A 21,894-nucleotide genomic window follows, 5' to 3' on the forward strand; every position below is an offset into this window, starting at 1 on the left:
TCTTTAAGGTAATAAGTTATGGCGCTAATCTATTGATAATCCATGAACCTTCCACCAAATGGTAATTTATTCGGTCGTGAAGTCGACTTGGGCGGCCCTGCCAGAATTCAATATGCGTTGGGCTGAGTAAATATCCTCCCCAATGCAGCGGACGAGGGATTTCCTGACCTTCAAATTCAGCGGTTAATTGTTTCACCTTTTCTTCCAATACTTCTCTGTTTGGGATTACACTGCTTTGTGGAGAGGCTGTGGCTCCAATCTGGCTGCCTATCGGGCGTGAATGAAAATAATCTGTAGAATCTGCTGCTGCGATTTTGTTCACTAAACCGTCAATGCGTACTTGTCTTTCCAGCTCCGGCCAGAAGAATACTAAAGAAGCTTGTGGGTTTTCAGCCAGGTCTTTTCCTTTATCACTGTTGTAATTGGTAAAGAAGACAAAGCCATCTTCGTCGAAACCTTTGAGCAGGAGAATGCGTGCGGAGGGTTTTCCGCTGGCATTTGCCGTCGCGAGGGTCATCACATTTGGTTCAAATAATTTGGCGTCTACCGCTTCGGTAAACCATTTCTTGAATTGCAGGATGGGATTGCTTTCCACATCAGTTTCGGCCAGTTCTGCTGAGCGATATTCCTGTCTTAGGTCTTGTAGATTTTGTTTATTCAGCTCCATGTACAAAAATAGGTTTTAGTTTATTTAATATTATCGCTAAATTTCCGAAATGTTAAGTCGATTAGCGCCATCAGCAGGTAAATTATTAATTTCGGAGCCATTTTTAATGGACCCTAACTTTAAACGTTCTGTAGTTTTTATGACGGAACATCAGGAAGAGGGAACGGTTGGTTTTATTTTAAACCATAAAAGTTCTTTGTTGCTGAGTGATCTGGTGCCTGATTTTACAGGAGGTGATTTTCCCGTGTTTCTGGGCGGACCGGTGGCGGTAGATACGATTCATTTCATTCACCGTTGTGCGAATCTGTTAACAGATGGAGAGGAAATTGCAAAAGGGATTTACTGGGGTGGCAATTTTGAGGCTTTAAAGGTGCTGGTGAACAGTCACCACATTAAACCGGAAGATATTAAGTTTTTTATTGGCTATTCTGGATGGTCTGGAGAACAGCTGGAAGAAGAAATGAAAGAGAATACCTGGATTGTATCCGACCAGTTTGATGCTGATTTGGTATTCTCTAACAATGAAGAGGAGTTGTGGAAGGAAGTGATCATTAACCTCGGACCTAAATACGCCCATGTCAGTAATTTCCCTCAGAACCCTAATCTGAATTAATTGAAATCGGATCTGATGGATCCGATCTTATGCTATTTTAGGCGTAATTTTCAAGATCGATTGCGCTTTCTTCAATTTTTTTCTTTAAATCATCTTTATACTGTTGCATTTTTGCAGAAAGGTCCGGATTTGCAGTCGCTAAGATCTGCACAGCCAATAAACCTGCATTCTTAGCTGCGTTTAATGCTACGGTAGCCACAGGAATACCATTTGGCATTTGAAGGATAGAAAGGATAGAATCCCAGCCATCAATTGAATTAGATGATTTTACAGGCACACCAATTACAGGCAGGGTAGTGATCGAAGCCACCATACCAGGTAAATGTGCTGCACCACCTGCACCGGCGATGATCACTTTTAAGCCTCTTGATGCTGCATCTTTCGCATATTCGAACATTTTTTCAGGTGTACGGTGAGCCGACACAACGGTCATTTCAAATTGGATACCGAATTCTTTCATGACATCGGCTGCGTCTTTCATGATATGAAGGTCAGACTTGCTGCCCATTATAATACCTACTTGTATGCTCATTAGGAAATAACTTTTAGTGTTTCTTTGATGTAATTGGCTTTTTCAATTGCTTTCTCGCGGTTTTGATCTACAATCGTGATGTGTCCCATTTTGCGGAAAGGTTTGGTATATTTTTTACCATAAAGGTGAACGTAAACGCCATCTATGGCCATTACTTTTTCTAATCCTTTGTATTTGGCTACGCCATTGTGGTTTTTCTCTCCCAAAAGGTTGATCATCACCGCATTGTTTGTAGCGCGGGTATCTCCCAGAGGAAGGTTGAAAATCGCACGTAAATGCTGGTTAAACTGAGAAACGTAGTTTCCTTCGATGGTTTGGTGTCCGCTATTGTGTGGACGTGGCGCCAATTCATTGACCAAAATTTCTCCTGATCTGGTCACAAACATTTCTACTGCCAATAAACCAGTGATGTTTAAGGAAGTCGCAATGTTTTTTGCAATAATTTCTGCTCTTTCCTGAATTGCTTCCGGATAAGTAGATGGAGAAATCAGAAATTCTACCAGGTTTGCTTCGGCATTGAATTCCATTTCCACCATTGGGAAGGTCTTCATATCGCCGTTAGGGTTTCTGGAAACGATGACAGCGATTTCTTTTTCAAAATCTACCAGTTCTTCGATTAAACATGGGGCATCGAAAGCATTGTCGATGTCTGCCAGGTTGTTTATTTTCATTACTCCTTTACCGTCATAACCATCTTTACGCTGTTTCAGTATGTAAGGGAATGGAACGTTGCTATTGCGCATGTCTTCTTTGGTATTCACCAATTGGAAAGGTGCAGTAGGGATGTTGTTTTCTTTAAAGAATTGTTTTTGAACACCTTTGTCCTGAATTAGACGGATCACCCTAGATTGTGGGTACACTAGTTTTCCTTCTTTTTCCAGTTGTTCCAGCGCTTCAATATTTACCTTTTCTATTTCAATAGTAATGATGTCTGCTTTCTTGCCGAAGTTGTAAACGGTGTCGAAATCAGTGATAGAACCACATTCAAAATAGTTTGCGAGGTGTTTACATGGAGCGTCTGTATCCGGATCTAAAATTAAAGTGGTTAAATTATAATTGATGGCTTCCTGGATCAACATCCTGCCCAATTGACCGCCACCTAATATGCCTAATTTTAAATCACTTATTTGTTTTGCCATATCGATATGAAAAAGTTATGCTTATTTTGCACAAAAATAACAATATAAACGGATTGATGGAGGCAGATGCTATAATTATTGGTGCTGGAGCATGCGGATTAATGTGTGCGGTACAAGCGGGCTATTTGGGAAAGCGAGTAATATTGTTGGAAAAAAGCGATAAACCAGGCGCAAAGATTTTGATCTCCGGTGGGGGTAGGTGTAACTATACCAACCTGTTTGCCAGTGATGAACAGTTTATTTCTAACAACAAACACTTCTCAAAATCGGCTTTTACACAGTGGACAGTTGAGGATACGATCAGTTTTTTTGAGACTTACGGCATCAGCGGAAAAGAAAAAACTTTAGGGCAACTTTTTCCTGATGGGAAGAATGCAAAAGATATTGTGGCTGCCTTTACAGAGATTTGCAGTGATTTTGGTCAGCAGATTATTTGTGATGCACAGGTGACGGACATCGAACAAACGGCCGATGGTTTTTCGGTGAGCTTTGATAAAGGAAATAAATCGAAAACTTTGAAAGCACCGAAACTGGTGATTGCTACCGGTGGCTTGCCAATTCCAAAAATGGGTGCTACAGATTTCGCCTTGCGATTTGCGAGGAAGCATGGGCTGAATATCATAGAGACGGCTCCTGCATTGGTACCATTGACGATTACGGGGAAAGATGAGGACTGGTATGCGGCTTTATCTGGAAACTCTGTATTCAGTGAAGTCAGCAATGACCGGATCTCTTTTGAGGAGAATATTTTGTTTACGCATTGGGGCTTAAGCGGTCCGGCGATCTTACAGATTTCTTCGTACTGGAGAAGAGGGGAGTCGATCAATATCGACTTGCTGCCAAAACAATCGATCTTAGAATTGATCGAGAAAGAACGGAAGTTTAATGGGAAGCTATTGCTTTCTACTTTGCTTAACCGCTATTATCCAAAGAAATTTACCGAAGCGATGGGCAAATTCCTTCCTGTAGAGAAGCAGGTGGCAGCTTTGACGAAAACGGAATTAGAAACGATTCAGCAGAAGATTCATTTTTTCAAGGTAAAACCAGCTGGTGATAAAGGTTATGATAAAGCGGAAGTGATGAGGGGCGGCATTGATACGAATGAGTTGTCGTCGAAAACATTGGAGTGTAAAAGCATTCCAGGATTATATTTTGGCGGGGAGTGTGTAGATGTAACCGGATGGCTTGGCGGATATAATTTCCAATGGGCCTGGGCAAATGGTTATGTGATTGCACAGAATATATAATACCTCTGCCGTTTACAGAAATCAAGAGAATTAATATCTCCGTTTTCGAGAATCAGAATTGGGCAATCCACAGATGAACTCAAGGATTAACAATAATAATTCGAGTAAAGAAAGCATGTCTATTGATTTGAGAGGGCTAATGTAATTTTAAAAAATCCGGAATCCAATTGTTATTGGGCTCCAGATTTTTAATTTAAAATTTCATCCCCATCAATTCGCCTAATTTGAAAGCATTGCCAATCGCTGTTGCAGCGCCATAATCTAAGATTGCTCGGTATTTGTTGTGGTATTTTTTATACACGTAAACATCTCTTCTCCAGGCTTTATAATTGGAGCTGTTCACCTGATCGATAATCGTAGAAATGTTCTGACCATGTGCTTTCGTAGTATGCCATATTCCACTTGGGATATACAGTACTTCTCCTGCTTTTAATGTAATGGTGGTAGGGGTGGCTTCTCTGAACCTGGGGTATTTTTCGTAATCAGGGTTAGAGATGTCTATTGGCGATCTGGATTCTAATAGCCCGCCTTTTCCAGGATACATTAATTCCTCCTGATCCCTTGGGAAAATGATCACATCTTTTTCACCATACAGCTGAATCAGCCAGGCATGAACATCATAAGCGTCTTTATGGACAGAATAATGATTTCCTGCACCGCCGATGTGTAAATCCATCCCGTTTCCTAGTTTGTTCTTTAGGATTTTGTGGTTCAGCCAATTCGGTTTTACCAGGGTCATGTCCATGGGATCCATGTATTCCAGGATTTCCGGGAGCTGGGTGAGGATGTTGAATTTAACAGGGTAGGGGGCTGGGTTTTCTTTGGTACTATTGGCTGTTAAGTCCAGCAATTCCGATATCGTATATTGCTTGTTGGAAAACCAAGTGGTTCGATCTCCAAACTTTTCTCTGAAAAATTCGGGTGTAAAAATCAGGTTGGATTTCCATACCTGGGTTGCATTTTCGAGGATGACCGGAATACCGGGCTTTTGATACTTCTCTATGAATTCCTTGTAAGAGAGGTCTTTCCTTCTTTCAATTGTTATCATAATTCCCTATAATGAGCTATTGTTTGCGCAAATATTGTAAATACCAGGTTTAAAAAAGGTATAAGAACACTACATTAATCCCTACATGAAGTTAAGTATTTTTTAGAATAGTTAAAAAAACATTTATATATTTGCGACCCGCTAAGGAAATAAATGCCCGGATGGCGGAATTGGTAGACGCGCTGGTCTCAAACACCTGTGGGAAACCGTGCCGGTTCGACTCCGGCTCCGGGTACATTGGAAAGCCTTAGAGAAATCTAAGGCTTTTTTGCTTTCCGGCTATTTTGTGGCCGCACAACAGTTGCCGATCAATGGGATTGACCCGATTGTGATTCAGGATTTCTCTATTCCCGTATTCCCGGGCATAAGGTGTTATCATATCAGAGGTCGTAGATGGCTTAATACAGCGACCGATAAGGTGATTTTTTGTTTCTTTACATACTACATATATTATATTTAAATAATAACTTGGAGGATTGAACCTTGTAAATAGATGCAACCATTTTTTTTGTAAAATTCATCTCTGTTAAACTGACATCTAATATGAAAAGACGTGTTTTCGTAAAGACAACAATCTTAAGCAGTGCTGCCGCCGCAATACTACCGCGGATTGGATTTGCTCAAACTAAACCTGACAATAAGACACACTTTTATTATGAACTTAGGACCTATACCTTAAAGGATGCTAACCAGCAGACCCTGGTGGAAGACTATTTTGAAAAAGCAGCAATTCCTGCATTGAACAGACTGGGCATTAAAAACGTCGGTGTATTTACCGAACTTAAGCCTTCAGGCCAATCGATATTGGTTGCGCTAATCCCTTATCAATCGCTACAGGAGTTTGAAACGATAAATAACAGGCTTGAACAGGATAAACTCTATACCACAGCAGGTGCTGCCTATCTGAATGCTTCGGCAACAGAACCGGCATATGAGCGTATAAAAAGTTCCTTACTTAAAGCCTTTAAAAACATGCCTGGCATAGAGCTCCCACCGAAGGATAAACGTATTTTCGAGCTGCGTAGATATGAGCATGCAACTGAGGCGGCAGGAGCAAAGAAACGTGAGATGTTCAATGATAAAGGAGAGATTGATATTTTCAAACGGCTAGGTTTTAAGCCGGTTTTCTTTGGAGAAACGATCATAGGAGAGGCCCGACCCAACCTCATTTATATGGTTACCTTCGATGATATGGCCGCGCACGACCAGCATTGGAAATCTTTTAGTGCTGATCCTGAATGGAAGAAAATCAGTGTGATTCCGGAATATGCAGACTCAAAGCTTGTATCTAAGATAACGACCACATTTCTTCAGCCTACGGAGTATTCGCAGATCTAGCCAGGACGAAGGCATGATAATCTATGTTTAGCTATGAAAAAGCAAAGAGGTACATAAATTTTTCCCATATGGGAAAAATCATTAAAAATATATTTAGTGGGGGCCTTTAGATGATATCTAAAGGCTTTTTTAATTCTTGATATTTATAAGGTTGATAATTACCTTCACCATCATTTCTTCTTTTGAACTGTCGCATTTTTTGCAACAGTTGCTTCGAATACTGTTCCGATCTTAAAAAAAATCACTAAAAATAGGTTTTAATAGCAGATTCAAATTGACTCTTGAAAATTTCCTTAAAAGGATTAATGTTATTTTGCTCATAAAATATCAGCATTGCCTTTTTGTATTCGATTGAATCTACTGTTCTAAATGACAAAGGGCAATATCCATGAGCGATCAATAAAGCATTGCTGACTATCCGGGCAGTACGTTTATTGCAGTCATTAAAAGCTTGTGGATAAGATAGCAGTACTAAAGCTAGTAACGCTTTTTCAAAGATGTTTTCTTTCTTGTTAATCAGCATGCACATTTCATTGAGGGCATCACATATCTGATGCTCATTATCTAATGGCTTATAATTGGTTCCGGAGATACCTACACGTCTCTGGCGGATGTTCCTGTCCACACCCAGATCTTTTATCAATAGACTATGTGTATCCTCTATACTCCAGATGGTTAGAGTCACAACATAGTCAGGATGCGCTACAATAAAATTGATCGCTTCTTTATGATTCAGCAACATAGTCGCATCATCTTTCGGTTTACCTTCAGCAGTTTCCTGTTCCTTCAGCAAACGTTCTGTTTCCAGAAGCGAATATGATCCTTTAAGTAATCAAGGATCAGGGTATTATTTTTTCCTTGCATAGTATTTAAATGATAAAATGGAGCTCACTGTTTATACAAATGAGGTTGTAATGAGCTGTCTTCATTCTTCATGTTTTCGAATTGTACATCCGGAAGATACTCAGCCAAAGTGACATCTGGTTTGTTTTTCCTGAACGATGCCATAGCTGTGTTCCGAACCATTTTATTTAGATTCCTTCCTTTCCACTGGCAATCGTAGCAGATGGAGGATTAACCAACATTATAAATCTGATCTTAAAACAGCACCGTTGCTTGCATTCGTAACCAATGCTCTATACTGACCAAGCCACTTTGATTGCAAGATTTTTTTAATAGGCACAAACGTTGCTTTCCGTTTCGCAATTTCCTCATCATCCAAATTAACAGATAAGATGTAATTATCTACATCGATATGGATTTCGTCACCGTTCTTAAGTAAGCCAATCATTCCACCTTCGGCAGCTTCTGGCGATACATGGCCGATTGACGCTCCTCTTGTTGCTCCACTAAATCTTCCATCAGTAATCAGTGCAACGGAACTTCCTAATCCCATACCCATGATCAAACTTGTTGGGGTCAACATTTCCTGCATGCCTGGTCCGCCCTTAGGACCTTCATATCTAATGACCACGACATCACCCGCCTTTACTTCTTTCATCAGTATTCCTGCAATAGCCTCATCTTGTCCATCATAACATACAGCTTTACCGGTAAATATCCTTGCACCCGTAAGGCCAGCTGTTTTTATTACAGCACCTTCCTCGGCAAGATTACCATAAAGAATGGCTAATCCGCCTACAGGGCTGTAAGGATTGTCAATAGTGCGGATGATATTTTTATCTTTGATCTCTGCATTCGCAATCTTTTCAAGTAATGTTTCCCCGCCGATTGTCAAATTATCCAATAAAACTGCATTACCTCTTTTTGTCATTTCCTTCATCACTGCATTTACACCACCAGCCTTATTAATGTCTTCCATGTGGACGGTTGATAAACTAGGGGATATCTTAGCAATATGAGCAACTTTTTTAGAGATCGCATTGATGTCTTTGAGTTGAAAATCAACATCTGCTTCATTAGCAATAGCCAGCATATGTAAAACCGTGTTTGAACTTCCACCCATTGCCATATCTACAGCAAAAGCATTCTTAATCGCATTTTCGTTTAGGATGTTCTTGAGCTTAAACTTTTCACTTGCAACCTCATCTTTTGCTATTTGACAAATACGTCTCGCAGCACTTCTATAAAGTGATTCACGTTCGCTTGTTTGGGCCAATATTGTTCCATTTCCAGGTAGCGCAATACCCATAGCTTCCATTAAAGTGTTCATAGAATTTGCGGTAAACATTCCCGAACAACTTCCTCCGCTAGGACAGGCATTACATTCAATATCCAGAAGTTCTTCATCACTGATTTTTCCTGCTTCGTGTTTCCCTACAGCTTCAAAGGCAGAGGCCAGATCAATTGGAGTTCCATCCTTTTTATATCCTTTGGCCATTGGGCCACCGCTTACAAAAATTGTTGGCACATTCACCCTAAGCGCACCCATAATCATCCCCGGAACGATCTTGTCACAGTTGGGGATCGCGATCATTGCGTCAAGTTTGTGCGCATTCATCACGGTTTCTATGGAGCTCGCAATCAGTTCTCTGCTTGGTAGTGAAAACAGCATCCCATCATGTCCCATAGCAATGCCATCATCAACACCAATGGTATTAAATTCGAATGGAACACATCCATTTCTTTTGATTTCATCTTTTATGATCTCAGCTACTTTATTTAGAAAAAAATGGCCTGGAATGATTTCTATAAATGAGTTTGCTACACCGATAAATGGCTTTGCAAAATCTTCGTCTTTTAATCCTGTTGCTCGGAACAATGATCTATGTGGTGTTCTTTGATGCCCTTTTTTTACTTCGTCACTTCTCATATTGAAAGTTTATTTATACCTGCAGATTTTGTCAGGATAGGTGATGTATAGTAGTTCTGGTTCATGTAGCTTGATGAATAAACTATATCTGAGACTTTAGCCTGCTCAGCGTTTCCGGCGATATATTCATATAGGCAGCAAGATTGGAGTTAGACAATCTTTGAATAAGTTCAGGATTGTTTTTAAGCAGATTGCGATAGCGTTCAGCGGCACTTTGTGTGAGTAGATTACCTAATTTGGAAGTCATCACCGTTAATCCGTATTCCAGAATATGAATATACATTTTGTCCCATTCAGGTATTGTTTTTCTTAAATAAGAAAAGTCCTCGTATGTAATAACCAAAAGTTCTGATGTTTCCACTGCCTGGATATATTCTGCTGAAGGGGTTCTGGAAATAAAGCTTACAATAGAAGTCAGGAACGTATTTTCAAATGCCATGAACCTTGTAATGATACTTTGATCATCATTAGAATAATACAATCGAAGACAGCCTTTGTTAATAAAGAAGAGTCGGTTTGCTACCATGCCATACTCAAGCAACTGTTCGTTTTTCTTTGCTTCAACTGGTTTGAAATATGAAATGACAGTGGCTAATTGCTCCTCATTGAGCACTGTTATCTTTTGGATTAAGTCTGCAAGTATCATTGTAATCGTATATATAACATTATTGAAAGTTAAAGTTGCAGCAAAAATATTTAAGAAACATTGACGAAGGTCAAAATCAAACCAGTAGTACCTAAGTCATACTATGGTAATTCATTCCGTATTTTGCGACCAGAACGGCGCGTTGTTGATTTTTTTGCTAAAATCTTTTCGTAAGCCGCTATTCGGATCGAAATTTTGCAATCCTAAGTAGAGCTTAATATGGATGGGGGGCAGACTCCGTAGACTTAAATTTTGCAGTAAACGATTACTATTTGTGATTTTCAGTAAGTTTTCTGATTTGATAAAAAAAACGTTCAATTAATCTTAAATCTTCTGTCACAATTTCTGCGTTGCCTTTTAATTCTTTGTCAAAAGTTAGGGTTTTGTGATATGAGGTGGTTAACCCTTTGGGTAAATTAACATCTACATAATAATTTCCCTTTTCATCTGGAGCGAAGGAAATATTTTGTACCCTGCCTTCTACAATTCCATATTCTTGAAAACGATAATTATCTAGTTTAATCAGCACTTTTTCTCCGCGTGCTATTTTGCCCGAGTTGACTGCAGGAATGAACATTCTGCCAATTAAAGCTTTATTGTGGTCTGGCAGTATAGTTAAAATAGCATCGCCGCTTTTTAAAAATTGATTTTCAGCCCAAAATTGCTGAAAACTTGCCAAACCATCTGTGGAAGAGATGATTAAATAATTTTGCTCCCATTCTCTTAAAGACCTTTTCAATTGTTCAAATAATTGTAAGGTTTGCAAAGCAAAATTGCTTTTGTCCTTCTCATTATTAATGTTTGTTCCGCTTCTTGTTTTATTGAGATTTGCAATCGTTTCCTGGGTTTGAGATAATGAAATTTCTATATTTTCTAAACTTTGCTCTGCTTGTATAAATTTAATTTTTTCATTTTCAAATTCGGAGGTCGAAATTACTTTTTGGCTTACGAGCTGCACTGTCCGCTGATAATTTTTCTTAATTAGCTCGAATTTGGCCAATTCTAGTTTTTTTTGCTGCTTTAACGCGACTATCCTGCTTTTATTGGCTTGGATATTTTGCTCGGTGGCTTTATTTTCCGGTTCATAGGGTTTTAGGCTGACAAACAATTTTTCGTCTTGAAATGCCTTAGCAAAATTATTGTAGTCACCCTGAAGCTCACCTAATTTAAAATTGGATAGTTTATTAACAGGAAAAGAGGACATATGAGCTGGTGATATGGAATCAATTATTTTTTTAAGCTGTAAAATGTCTTTATAATTAGCGGTGGACTGTAAGACCATTAAAATCTGGTTTTTTTTAACTTGCTGATGGTCTTTAATGAGAAGCTTTTCCAGTCTGGAATTTATTCGTGCCTCTAGTTTTTCTGGAGGATTTTGCGAGGTTACGATAATTGTTGCGGGCACAAATTCTGGATATTTGATGAAATAGCTCATCATGAAGATCATTAACAGGATCACCAAAATTACCACATTGCCCCAGCGGAACATCCAATGTGGTGGCTCTGCCAATACATCCTGCACACTCTCCGAGCGAAGATTGATCTCGTCTAATTTATCTTTTTTAGTTTCCAAGTTCGAGCTGATTTTTGATTAGTCTGTAATATTCTCCCTTTTGGGCTACCAATTCCTGGTGATTGCCTTCTTCGATAGCCTTTCCCTTATCCAGTACAATAATTTTATCGGCATGTTTAACGGTAGATAGCCTGTGCGCAATAACGATAGCCGTTTTACCTTTAAAAAACTGCTCCAGGTTTTCGATAATGATCTTTTCATTATTGGCATCCAGGGCGCTGGTGGCTTCATCGAAAAATATATATTCGGGCGACTTGTAAACTGCCCTGGCAATAAACAAGCGCTGTTTCTGACCGCCGCTTATGCCGATGCCCTCATTCCCGATTTTAGTATTGTAACTTAGCGGCAAACTTTCTATAAAGCCTTGTATGTTGGCAATTTCGATTGCTTTTCTCAGTTTTTGCTTGTCAATGGTATCTTCGCCAATGGCGATGTTGTTGGCGATGGTATCGTTAAATACATAACTTTCCTGCATCACTACCCCACAGTGATCCCGCCAAAACCTGGGGGAAATATTTTTCATATCGGTATTGCCAATTTTGATATCACCCTGGGTAGGTTCGTAAAATTTAGTGATGAGTTTTAAAAGCGTTGTTTTACCACTACCACTGGCCCCAACTATGGCCGTGGTTTTTTGATAGGGGATAACCAGGTTTAAATCCTGAAAAACAAAAGCATCAGAACCCGTATATTTAAACGAAATATTGGTTAACTCGATATCTTTTTGTGGAACTTCAGTGGCATACTGTTCATCGCTGTCTTCTTCGTCTTCTTTATCATGTATTTCGCCCAGGCGTTCAAGCGATATTTTAGCATCCTGCGTTTGTTTAATAAAATCAATTAATTGCAGTAAAGGGCTATTGAGCTGCCCGATAATATACTGCACAGAAAGCATCATCCCCAGGGTAAGGTTTCCACTTAATACCAGTTTTGCGGCTAGAAAACTTACCAGGATATCTTTAATCTGGTTAATAAAACCTCCACCAACGGATTGCCATTGCTCTAACGAAAGCGCCTTTATTTTGATTTTGAATAACTTTACCTGTAAAAACTCCCAAGCCCATCGCTTCTGTTTTTCTGCATTGTGCATTTTTATCTCCTGCATACCGTTAATGAGTTCTATGACGGTACTTTGCTCTTGCGCAACCTGCGAGAACATTTTATAATCCAATTCTTTTCTCTTTTTAAGGAAAAAACTGATCCAGGCAATGTAAAGAATAGCGCCAATTAAATAAACTACAAACAGACGGTAATCGTACACCAAAAGCACAATGCTAAAAACGATGAGATTAACCATGGAGAATAGCGTGTTTAACGAGGAATTAGTTAGTAATTGCTCAATCCGATGATGATCGTTAATGCGTTGCATGATGTCTCCTGTCATTCTGGTATCAAAGAAACTGATGGGAAGTCTCATTAATTTGATAAAGAAATCTGATATGATGGAGATATTAATTCGAGTGGAAAGGTGCAGTAAAATCCAGCTTCTGATAATATCAATGCCTATTTTGCCCATAAAAAGCATCACCTGGGCCAATAAAATCAAATAGATGAAATTAATATCCTGATTTTGTATCCCAACGTCTACAATACTTTGAGTTAGAAAAGGGAAAATAAGTGACAATAAACTTCCTGCCAATAGTCCAAATGCTAACTGAATAACAAGTGATTTATATTTAATCAAATATCTGAATAGGAAGGAGAAACTTGTTTTTTTCTCTTCTTCCTCAAATTCATTTTTATAGAATGATGGGCTGGTTTCTAAAATTAGCGCAATACCTTCTTCAGTTTTATCATTCGCATTTTCGCCAATCCAATGTTTAATAAATTCTTCTTTCGGATAGGTGATTAAGCCATAACTGGGGTCTGAAATATAAACCTTTCCGGCTTTATCAATTTTATAAACCACCACATAGTGATTTTTGTTCCAATGTACAATACAAGGCAATGGTGCTTCTGCAACCAAAGTATCAAAATCTATTTTAACCCCTAAAGTTCTAAAACCTAAATTCTCCGCAGCGTTGCTAAGCCCTAACAAACCACTTCCTTCTCTGGTCGTTTCAGATAGTGTTCTCAAATGCTGAAGTGGTATACTTTTTTTATAGTATTTTGCTATCATGCGTAAGCAAGTAGGGCCACAGTCTTTTGCATCTGGTTGTTTATAAAAGGGGAATTTTTTCATTTTATTCTGACCAGATTTTATTAAAGGTTTCGGATAATTTATCTTTATTTATAGTACAGCCTGATTCAGAAACAGTGATTCCGGATTCTTTTAAATTGAGGTAACCTTCTTCATAGTTCCATCTAGAAATAAAAGGATTATAAATACATTCAAAACGATGAAACCAGTATTCAGCTCCCTTTTCAGGCACGCGTGTATCGGTACACATATATCTGAATTCGCAGTGCTGGCAAACAAGGATTTGTTTCTTGTTGAGGTTGCCAAGGTCCAAAAATGAATTGCCATTAATGATTTGATGAAATTCATCAGAAGTCATCGAAGTAATGTTGCCGAAATTTTGTAAATTATTGAGTCCGTTTTTAATATTGCCACTTTGGTCAATATAAATTTTGCCGTTGTAATAGGAGTGTTTGTTATAAGCTTCCAGAAAAAAATCTTGGTTTACAAACAATTTGTCTTTGGTGAGCAGCTGTTGGTAATCTGCAAAATTCTCAGTGAAAAAATTGTAATAAATGTTATCTTTTAGTTTGGTGTGCGGCTTATCTGCCCCAAAAAAATTAACTGAAAATACGGGCTGTCGAGCTAATTCCCGCTCATATTTGTCAGAGGTTTTTTCATCAAATTTTTCAATATAAAGATATATACCATCAATCTCCAGATGGGCAAATGACTTTATCACGTTGATCACTTTATCGTCTATTTGCGGCGAAATTATGCTTAAGTTTTGAAGGTGATGTTGACTTATAAAATCAATAAAACTATTGTTAATATTGACATGTACTACCGCGTGCGTTAGCTGGTTAGTATGGTGTAAGGCTTTCGATATTTTCGGAAATCTTTTCTTTTCCTGAGCTGATGCCACTTCAAAAATAATCTCTAAATTCAAAAGATAATCTATCAGTTCGCTGCGCTCAGATAGATCAGAAATCCTGGTAAAATCGATAAAGCTATCGGTGTTTAAAATATGGTAATGCTCGTTTGAAATAAAATGGTAGTCTTTACGACCCAAATCGTAAATTACAGCCCTGTTGAACCCAATTACTGGAACGCACAGTTGGTTTCGAAGATATAATTTGATCATATCGGGGATTTAAAGTATAGGTCCAGTTGTAATCTATTGGTATGGTAGATCTTAGAAATCCTCGTTTTAATAAGGTAACTAGGTTTAGGCTTTTTTACCAATGATTTTAGGTGCAATGGTGCTTGTCCGGTACCTATCAGGTCTTTTATTTTTTTCATAGGTTTTATCGTTATATGGATTAAAAATTAAAGTGCCAATGCAATCTCTTTCTCCAAATTGTAATTGCAAGGGGATGATACCATACCAAACTGCCCAACGGGATTTAAGTCTAAAAAATAATACTTAGCATCATCACTAGAGTAAATCACATCAAACGATGCACAGTTAAGTCCGCATGCATCAAGCATTTTTTTTAGTTTTTTTTCATATTTTTTTTCTAAGGCATACGGTGCAACCCTATTTGGTTTATCTCTATCATAATTTCTGAAATCAACATTGGTATTGCTATTGTTTTGGGAGAATATGGCCATGGCGTAAAATTTACCATTCAGGTAAAAAACTCTAATCTCATAGGCTTTAGTGATGGCCTGCTGAAAAAAAGTAGGCACAAATTGCTCTGGGAGGGCATCAATATCTTCTGGACTAACCATGGAGGTATAGGCCATGTGCGAGAAATCTTCCTCATCTTGTATGGAAAAGGGGGTGCTAATAGGCTTAGAAATAATACGCTTTTCTTGCTCGAAAAAATTGGCAACTGTGTTTTTACAACTTGTAACTAAGTATTTGGGAGCTAAAACACCATATTGTTCACAAAGTTCCATTAAATACAGTTTGTTGATGTCGCTGTTTTTGAATTTATTTACCGAAGGAATTTTATCCAGCCTATAATAAAAATATTCTATCAGGGCGGTATGCTCAGTGCGTAGATAATCTTTAATTAAAATGTTCTTAAATCTGGCAAAAAGATCCAATCCACCCCTGCGGTACCACATTTTGGTAATCTGACTGCCCAAAACTGTTTTCCCATTTATGGTGATGGCAAAATCTGAAGAGGTAAGCCAAAGCAGTTCTAATAAGGTATCTTCATTGATTCTAATAAACGGCTTATTTAGCCGTATAAGCCAGCTGATGACAGAACTGGTAGAATAATCGCTATTTATTGAAAATATTAATATCACGTAATTGGATTTTTGATTTTTAACAGCCAGCATTTTCAGCCACCTATTTTTTTGCCTGGTCATTTGTGTTTGAGAAACAAGGAGTTTAAACCATAAAGACCGGTGGCTCCCGTTTCAAAAGCAAATAAAACCATCGAGCCTATTATAGCTCGATGGGTATTTGAGTTAGTTAATTAAGTTTGCCATGATGAATTAGCGACAGTGCCAATTGTTTGACCCTGATCGTCGTACATTGCTATTGATTTATCTGCACAGTTTTCACCATAAGTATATTTGCTGCATAGGGCGTGGGTTCCCATAGCAAGGCCACCGTTAACTTGGCTGTTTTCTAGTACTATTTTTTTCTCCAACAATTTTTTGCTGTTTTTCATATCTTATAAATTAAGTTTTTAATAGATGGTTCGTTATGGACAACTTGTGAAAAAGCATTCTTCAACAAGTTGTTTACTGTCTGTAACTACTTGTGAGTTTATCACAGTACAACCTTGATTATTTGTATAGGTATGGCTTGTGTTTTTGTAAGTTACATTATCAAGTCCTCCACTAATTTGACTATTCTGTAGTTCGATTTTTTTCTCGAACAATTTTTTGCTGTTTTTCATTTTTTTCTGATTATTATTCATTCGATTGACAACTTTTAAATTTTGAAACTTTAAATAGAGATCTTGATGATTATTCAAGAGTTCTAATTTTGCGTCAAATTTTAAAATAAGAAGGGATTGTTTTCCTGTTAGCGTAGTCCGAAACCAATTGGTACGTTAGTTCCAGGCTGGTCAAAGCCAACGTCTGTGCAAGTATCAGGGTTTTCTCTTGTTCCTGTTTCTGCTACAGATAATTGATTGCTGAATCCAAGTTTGCCGCCGTTGATCTGGCAATCTTTTAATTCAATACTTTTTTCGAATAATCTTTTGGTTGTTTTCATAATTAAACTTCTGTTAATAGTTAGATCGCCAACATACCCTGGCGTTTAGGTTTCTGCTGATCAGCTATTTATAACTGCGTTATTTGTACGTCTACAAGCACAGGATATAAATTGCATATTTAGGTGGTAATTAAATCTCGAACCAAGGGTTACAAGTTTAATTACATCTTAAAATTCGACACAAACTACTGGCCACACAAGTGACAGTTGATATGTGATGGGTTTGAACCCATATTCGTAAAGTATCTGTGAATATTCGCGAATGAAAACTCGTTTAGTAGCGTGGTCTTGCTTTTTGGCTAAAAAAAATTGATAAATATTACATTTAATTATATTTTTAGATAAGCTTAAGTAGTCAATTCTGGATGCTGAATCAACTGTTATTCCTAAACCAAATAAAGGGCCGATTTAATCGAATAAAGGTTAGAATGTAACGAATATTTAATAAGGCTATCAATTAAAGTGTACTGTTAATATATTTAGGAAATGGTTTCGATATACTTTGATAAGTCAATACACAATTAATGAATAATTATAGAAAAAGTGGAGTTCCTGTCTTATGCCTAACATTAAGTTTGTTCTTACTTGGTTCCTGTAACCGGCAAGATGCCAGTTCTACGAGCAAAAATGTAACTATCGTAAACACTGAAAATCCAAAAGACTACTTAGCACTGATCATTTCATTTGATACACTTGCCGCCGCTAACGTGAAGAAAATCATTGATCAAGAAGATAGTCTACTTTCGCAGCAACCCAATCGAGATCAAAATCCTTATTTCCACTATTTTAGAGCGAGAAAATTTAATCTTGAAAAAAAGAGAGATAGTGCATTGGCAGAATTTGAGCTGATGAAAGGAGGGCAGACGCCCAATGACGTTGAACTGTTGAGGAAATTAAATGCATTAGACCTTGCAATGGGCAACGGTGCAATGGTCGAGTCTGTTGTGATGAAACGTATTTTTACTGCAATTGAAGAAGCTGAGCGTATAAAAAGTAAACTGACCTATCGTTTTTATGATCTGCTGGCCAGGGCTTACTATCAAAATCACAATGAGGAAAAATCTTTGGCTTATGCTGCGGTGTATTTTGAAAACCATCCTTACAAATCACATTCGGTTATTAAGCAACGGTATTTCGATATCTCTTTCTTATTAGCATCTCGTCTGGGAGATTTTAAGAAAATGGCCTATTATAATTCTCGTGCCCGCATTTTGGCCCAAAAAGGTGGCGATAGTTTGGCTATTGCTCGTACTTACGATAACGAGTCTCAAATTTATAGCGCACAAATGCAACATACAAAAGCATTGGCCTGTAGTAAAATCTATTTCAACTACCTTAAAAAAACGAATAATCTAAATGATATAGCCTTCAATAATTTGGCTACAGCTTTTAACCTCAATAAGCAACCAGATTCTGCAATTTATTATTATAAAGAAGGTATTGCTCTAGAGCGTAAGAGTGCATCTGGTAAACAAAATAAAGTTTATTATTTAGGTTTAATAGACTCCTATAAAATGAAAGGCGATTTTGTAAAAGCTTTGGAAGCTGCAGATTCTGCCCATACCATTGAAATTCGTAATAATAAAGCCATTGAGGCAGTCAAAGTGGCGGAGATGCACGAGAAATACGAAACTGAAAATAAAGACCAAAATATACAGCAACTAAAAAGCAGGAACCAGCTGAATGAAACTATCATTAAACAACAGCGTTGGACAATATTCTTAAGTTTATTGGTTTTCATAAGTGTGCTTTCCTTTCTATATGGTTTTTATCGCCAACAAAGATTGAAAGAGAAAAATAAGTTGTTGAAATCTGACGTGGATCGGTTGAATATGGAGCAGAAAATGTTACAGTCACAACTAAATCCGCATTTTATTTTCAATGCTATCGCTAATTTGCAGAGCCTAATCGCCTCAGGGCATACAGATGAATCGGTAAGTTACCTGAAGTCATTTTCTGGACTGTTGAGAGGTGTTTTAGAGCAAAATAGAAAGGATTTCATTGAAATTGAAGAAGAAATAACTTCCTTAGAAAACTATATTCAACTCCAGCAAATGCGTTATGCTGGAGCTTTCGATTATAAAATTACAGTGGACGACGAGTTAGATCAAAATGAGATTTTAATTCCGCCCATGTTAATACAACCCTTTGTCGAAAATGCCATAGAACATGGTTTTAGGAACATTGCCTATAAAGGTTTGTTGACCATCTCTTTCAGATTGGAAGACAATAGTTTAATGATTGAGATAGATGATAATGGTAGTGGCTTAACCAAAATGGAAACCGATAAGCAGAAAAAGCAATCGTTAGCACAAATTATTTTGAAAGAGCGGTTCGATCTTTTATTTACATCCCGTAGCCAAAAGGCCCACTTTAAAGTAGCAGATAATATAGGCCCTGATGCAAAAGGTGTGCGGGTTGAAATTACAATACCAATAATTAATGAATAAGATGATTGCTATGAAACTTTACATTTTAGAAGATGAAATTCGAATTTTACAACATATCCAGCAAATTGTAAAAAAGATAGATTATATCGAAGTAGTTGGTTTTGCAGGGGAAATTGCAATTGCAAAAAAAGAAATCCCAGTTTTAAGGCCAAATATGATTTTGGCTGATATTAGGCTTAAAGATGGAGATAGTTTTCATTTATTTAATGAAATAGGTGTTGCCGATTTTCAGGTTATTTTTCTAACAGCGTATGATCAATATGCCATCCAAGCGCTTAATTTGGGCGCATTTGGTTATTTACTCAAGCCAATTGATGAAATATCATTAATAGCGTATTTGAATAAATGTTATCATCACCATTATCAAGAGACTATAGAACAGCAGCAACTTGAAATTGCTAAAGAACATTATCTTGCTAGAGGTGTGGCAGAAACAAGACGTATTGCATTAAAAAGTCTTGAATATATAGAAGTAGTAGCGATTGAAGATATCATGTTTTGCAAAAGCGATCGAGGCTACACTACATTTTATTTGAAGAATGGTAGTGAGATTTTAGTTTCCAGAGGATTGAAAGAATATGAGATTTTGCTTACTCAGTTTGGCTTTTTAAGGTGTCATCAGTCTTATTTGGTCAATTTTAAATACGTTAAAAAATATTATAGAGAAGGATATTTGCAAATGGAAAACAAAGAAAATATACTCGTTTCCAGTAGGAAAAAAGATGAGGTTTTGAGATATCTGGAAAACATAACGTAAGTTCTTTCAATTCTTCTTTTGTGGTGTTGCTGAAAATTAACTCCTGTTTTTTGACTTGTAATCAATTGCTATATTTGAAAGGTCTACACCATTTAACAGTTAGCCTATCTTCAGTAACAAAAGATGAAATCAAGCCAAACATTTAAAACAGTTCTTCTTGTTTTGTTAAGTTTTGCAGCTTACCATTATTTTTTTTTAAATTTTAAGCCTATAAAAATTGGACTGGATAAGATTACCCAGCAGGGGCTGATTAGTTATGTTTTAACCTATTTAATAATTGGAATTCCAATTTTCACAGGAACATTTTTCATTAACAAAACAACTTGTTTTTTTAGAAATCTTGGGCTTTCATTGGACGTTTTACCTGCAATATGGACAAGTCTGTTATTCAGTACGCCAATGTTTGTAGGCGGTTTAATCTTTTTTAAATTTAATCAACAAATAGACATTGAGAATTTAATTGCAGGAACTATCATTGCTGGCTTTATGGAAGAACTATATTTTAGAGGTTTTCTGTTTGGGCAATTGTTTAGAAAGACTAATCTGGGTTTTATACCGTCCATACTTCTGGGTGCATTAATTTTCGCTTCCGGACATTTATACCAAAGTCAAATTATAAGTGAACTAATCGGAATTTTTTTAATTACTTTTTCAGGAGCTATCTTTTTTGCGTGGTTGTATGTTGAGTGGGATTATAATCTATGGGTTCCAATTTTTACACATACTTTAATGAATCTTTCATGGAACTTATTTGAAGTTGACAGTTCGGCACTAGGTGATTTTAAAGCAAATGCTTTCAGGGGGATGACCATCTTTACGGCAATACTGTTTACCGTTTTATACAAAAGAAAGAAAGGTCTAAAACTAAGGGTTAACAGACAAACATTACTATTAAAAAAGGGTATATAGCAAATTTGTAGTATTCAGTCCCATATACCAATCGCCTATTTTGGACTTGAATTTCTCTTCTAGCTTCAGAATTTTGACGCTGATTATGCTGTTATGAAATTTCTTCCTTGTTTTACTGAGAAAAAATTTCTAATAAAATCCACCGTAAAAAATAACCAGCTTGGTGTTGTTCTTTTAAAATTTATGGTTAACATTGAATATATAAGCGTCTGGTTTAATTTTTTCAATCTTAAAGGGGGGTATTGACAAATTTAAAAATGCTAATTCATTTAAATGAAACCTTAGTCAGTGAAAGTGATTTACTTTCAAAAGTTGCGGGTGGTGATCATCATGCTTTCAGGATAATTTATCATAAATATTATAACAAAATTTATACTTTTTCCATCAGGATCCTACATTCACAGCTTTTGGCCGAAGAAGCAGTACAGGAGAGTATGCTTAAATTGTGGCTAATGGGACCTCAACTGATGACTATAAATAATCTGGATAGTTATCTGAAAAAGATAGTCCGTAACTGCGCTATTGATATCCTGCGGCGTAAGGAACTGGAACTTAGAACTGACCGTAAACTTGGACTCACCTGGGAGGAAACTCATAATGAGACTGAAGAACAAGTGCTGCTGAATGATATGAGGAGGGTGCTAAATAATGGCATAGCCTTACTGCCTCAGCAGCAGAAACTGGTTTATCAATTGTGTCATCAGGAAGGATTAAAATATGAAGAAGCAGCACTGCGTTTAAATTTATCTGTCCTTACTGTTCAAAGTTATATGAAACTTGCTTTAAGGTTTTTAAGAAGTTATTTAAAAACACACACAGACCTCGCTGTCCTGTTGGTTATTTTTAAACTATTCTAAAAAAATAACCAAATCAACACCCCCGAATTTTAACCTCAGTCG

At 37.2% G+C, this 21,894-nt stretch carries 20 protein-coding genes and 1 tRNA gene; 8 read left to right on the plus strand and 13 right to left on the minus strand.

Annotated features, from left to right (window positions below):
• Positions 1–16: 16 nt before the first annotated feature.
• Complete coding sequence (pdxH, locus tag K7X70_RS15555; RefSeq protein WP_222537924.1) at positions 17–667, minus strand: pyridoxamine 5'-phosphate oxidase; 651 nt, start codon at positions 665–667, stop codon at positions 17–19.
• Between the two features lie 49 nt (positions 668–716).
• Here pdxH and K7X70_RS15560 point away from each other — a divergent pair, with 49 nt between their 5' ends.
• Positions 717–1,280 (plus strand): YqgE/AlgH family protein, encoded by a 564-nt coding sequence (locus K7X70_RS15560; RefSeq protein ID WP_062547941.1) that lies wholly within the window; start codon positions 717–719, stop codon positions 1,278–1,280.
• A gap of 37 nt (positions 1,281–1,317) precedes the next feature.
• On the opposite strand, the gene purE is transcribed toward K7X70_RS15560, so the two are convergent.
• Both purE and K7X70_RS15570 read right to left on the minus strand, forming a co-directional pair.
• Positions 1,318–1,812: a 5-(carboxyamino)imidazole ribonucleotide mutase gene (gene purE, locus K7X70_RS15565; RefSeq protein ID WP_222537925.1), complete on the minus strand. Its 495-nt coding sequence runs from the start codon at positions 1,810–1,812 to the stop codon at positions 1,318–1,320.
• Positions 1,812–2,951, minus strand: coding sequence for a 5-(carboxyamino)imidazole ribonucleotide synthase (locus K7X70_RS15570; RefSeq protein ID WP_222537926.1), 1,140 nt, complete (start codon positions 2,949–2,951; stop codon positions 1,812–1,814). Before K7X70_RS15570 ends, purE begins: the two co-directional genes overlap by 1 nt.
• A gap of 17 nt (positions 2,952–2,968) precedes the next feature.
• On the opposite strand from K7X70_RS15570, the gene K7X70_RS15575 reads away from it, so the two are divergent.
• Positions 2,969–4,198, plus strand: coding sequence for a BaiN/RdsA family NAD(P)/FAD-dependent oxidoreductase (locus K7X70_RS15575; RefSeq protein ID WP_255607298.1), 1,230 nt, complete (start codon positions 2,969–2,971; stop codon positions 4,196–4,198).
• Positions 4,199–4,391: 193 nt separating this feature from the next.
• On the opposite strand, the gene K7X70_RS15580 is transcribed toward K7X70_RS15575, so the two are convergent.
• On the minus strand, positions 4,392–5,246 hold the full coding sequence (locus K7X70_RS15580; protein ID WP_222537927.1) for a cupin-like domain-containing protein: 855 nt from the start codon (positions 5,244–5,246) through the stop codon (positions 4,392–4,394).
• Positions 5,247–5,401: 155 nt separating this feature from the next.
• Between K7X70_RS15580 and K7X70_RS15585 the strand changes: the two genes are divergently transcribed.
• Together K7X70_RS15585 and K7X70_RS15590 are read left to right on the plus strand one after the other, a co-directional pair.
• A tRNA-Leu gene (locus K7X70_RS15585) sits at positions 5,402–5,481 on the plus strand.
• Between the two features lie 308 nt (positions 5,482–5,789).
• Entirely contained in the window at positions 5,790–6,584 is a 795-nt protein-coding gene (locus tag K7X70_RS15590) for an NIPSNAP family protein (RefSeq protein WP_222537928.1), read from the plus strand.
• A 244-nt stretch (positions 6,585–6,828) separates the two neighbouring features.
• Here the strand turns inward: K7X70_RS15590 and K7X70_RS15595 are convergent, their stop codons facing one another.
• From K7X70_RS15595 to K7X70_RS15635, 9 genes are all read right to left on the minus strand, one after another.
• Positions 6,829–7,377 carry a Fic family protein gene (locus K7X70_RS15595; RefSeq protein ID WP_255607299.1) on the minus strand — a complete coding sequence of 183 codons (549 nt, stop codon included), beginning with the start codon at positions 7,375–7,377 and terminating at the stop codon, positions 6,829–6,831.
• 291 nt (positions 7,378–7,668) lie between these two features.
• Entirely contained in the window at positions 7,669–9,357 is a 1,689-nt protein-coding gene (ilvD, locus tag K7X70_RS15600) for a dihydroxy-acid dehydratase (protein WP_222537929.1), read from the minus strand.
• A gap of 82 nt (positions 9,358–9,439) precedes the next feature.
• Positions 9,440–10,003, minus strand: a complete 564-nt coding sequence (locus K7X70_RS15605; RefSeq protein ID WP_255607300.1) for a Crp/Fnr family transcriptional regulator — start codon at positions 10,001–10,003, stop codon at positions 9,440–9,442.
• Positions 10,004–10,271: 268 nt separating this feature from the next.
• Positions 10,272–11,576 carry an HlyD family secretion protein gene (locus tag K7X70_RS15610; RefSeq protein WP_222537930.1) on the minus strand — a complete coding sequence of 435 codons (1,305 nt, stop codon included), beginning with the start codon at positions 11,574–11,576 and terminating at the stop codon, positions 10,272–10,274.
• Positions 11,566–13,758 (minus strand): peptidase domain-containing ABC transporter, encoded by a 2,193-nt coding sequence (locus K7X70_RS15615; RefSeq protein WP_222537931.1) that lies wholly within the window; start codon positions 13,756–13,758, stop codon positions 11,566–11,568. The genes K7X70_RS15610 and K7X70_RS15615 overlap by 11 nt, the downstream gene beginning before the upstream one ends.
• A 1-nt stretch (position 13,759) precedes the next feature.
• The gene (locus tag K7X70_RS15620) at positions 13,760–14,644 is read right to left on the minus strand and encodes a hypothetical protein (RefSeq protein WP_222537932.1); all 885 of its coding nucleotides are present in this window, start codon (positions 14,642–14,644) and stop codon (positions 13,760–13,762) included.
• Between the two features lie 380 nt (positions 14,645–15,024).
• On the minus strand, positions 15,025–15,990 hold the full coding sequence (gene gwsG / locus K7X70_RS15625) for a grasp-with-spasm system ATP-grasp peptide maturase (RefSeq protein WP_222537933.1): 966 nt from the start codon (positions 15,988–15,990) through the stop codon (positions 15,025–15,027).
• A 140-nt stretch (positions 15,991–16,130) separates the two neighbouring features.
• Positions 16,131–16,328 carry a hypothetical protein gene (locus K7X70_RS15630; RefSeq protein ID WP_222537934.1) on the minus strand — a complete coding sequence of 66 codons (198 nt, stop codon included), beginning with the start codon at positions 16,326–16,328 and terminating at the stop codon, positions 16,131–16,133.
• Positions 16,329–16,687: 359 nt separating this feature from the next.
• Positions 16,688–16,879: a hypothetical protein gene (locus K7X70_RS15635; protein ID WP_222537935.1), complete on the minus strand. Its 192-nt coding sequence runs from the start codon at positions 16,877–16,879 to the stop codon at positions 16,688–16,690.
• 524 nt (positions 16,880–17,403) lie between these two features.
• Here K7X70_RS15635 and K7X70_RS15640 point away from each other — a divergent pair.
• The 4 genes from K7X70_RS15640 to K7X70_RS15655 all read left to right on the plus strand — a co-directional run bounded on the left by K7X70_RS15640 (position 17,404) and on the right by K7X70_RS15655 (position 21,852).
• The gene (locus K7X70_RS15640) at positions 17,404–19,329 is read left to right on the plus strand and encodes a sensor histidine kinase (RefSeq protein WP_222537936.1); all 1,926 of its coding nucleotides are present in this window, start codon (positions 17,404–17,406) and stop codon (positions 19,327–19,329) included.
• The gene (locus K7X70_RS15645; RefSeq protein ID WP_255607305.1) at positions 19,322–20,086 is read left to right on the plus strand and encodes a LytR/AlgR family response regulator transcription factor; all 765 of its coding nucleotides are present in this window, start codon (positions 19,322–19,324) and stop codon (positions 20,084–20,086) included. Before K7X70_RS15640 ends, K7X70_RS15645 begins: the two co-directional genes overlap by 8 nt.
• A 123-nt stretch (positions 20,087–20,209) precedes the next feature.
• On the plus strand, positions 20,210–20,995 hold the full coding sequence (locus K7X70_RS15650) for a CPBP family intramembrane glutamic endopeptidase (RefSeq protein ID WP_222537937.1): 786 nt from the start codon (positions 20,210–20,212) through the stop codon (positions 20,993–20,995).
• 242 nt (positions 20,996–21,237) lie between these two features.
• A complete protein-coding gene (locus K7X70_RS15655) occupies positions 21,238–21,852 on the plus strand; it encodes an RNA polymerase sigma factor (protein ID WP_222537938.1) in 615 nt (204 codons plus the stop codon).
• The last annotated feature ends 42 nt before the right edge of the window (positions 21,853–21,894 follow it).

This window comes from Pedobacter polysacchareus (assembly GCF_019802255.1).
GTDB lineage: Bacteria > Bacteroidota > Bacteroidia > Sphingobacteriales > Sphingobacteriaceae > Pedobacter > Pedobacter polysacchareus.